General features: G+C 47.2%; 1 protein-coding gene. It reads right to left on the reverse strand.

Annotated features, from left to right (window positions below):
* Positions 1–229, reverse strand: a 229-nt coding sequence (locus AAEY62_RS25220) for an exonuclease domain-containing protein (RefSeq protein ID WP_350637249.1), incomplete at both ends; no start/stop codon positions are given.

Genomic DNA, 229 nt, shown 5'->3' on the forward strand with positions numbered 1-229 from the left:
GGATATGACAAAACAGCTCGGCTGTTTTTTGGGTATCATATAAGGCTGAATGGGCGTCTTTACCATCGAAGTCAAGACCTGCAGCTTTACAGGCGCGTGCCAATACTGTCTGACCGAAAGCAAGCGCGGCGAGGGTTACGGTATCAAAGACGGAAAAGTTATGGAAAGGGTTGTGGCTTTTACTGTTAGTACGTAGCACCGCTGCATTTAAAAACCCCAAGTCAAAGTG

The sequence above is a fragment of the Pseudoalteromonas sp. GW168-MNA-CIBAN-0100 genome (assembly GCF_040309225.1).
In the GTDB taxonomy this organism is placed as follows: Bacteria; Pseudomonadota; Gammaproteobacteria; order Enterobacterales; family Alteromonadaceae; genus Pseudoalteromonas; species Pseudoalteromonas arctica.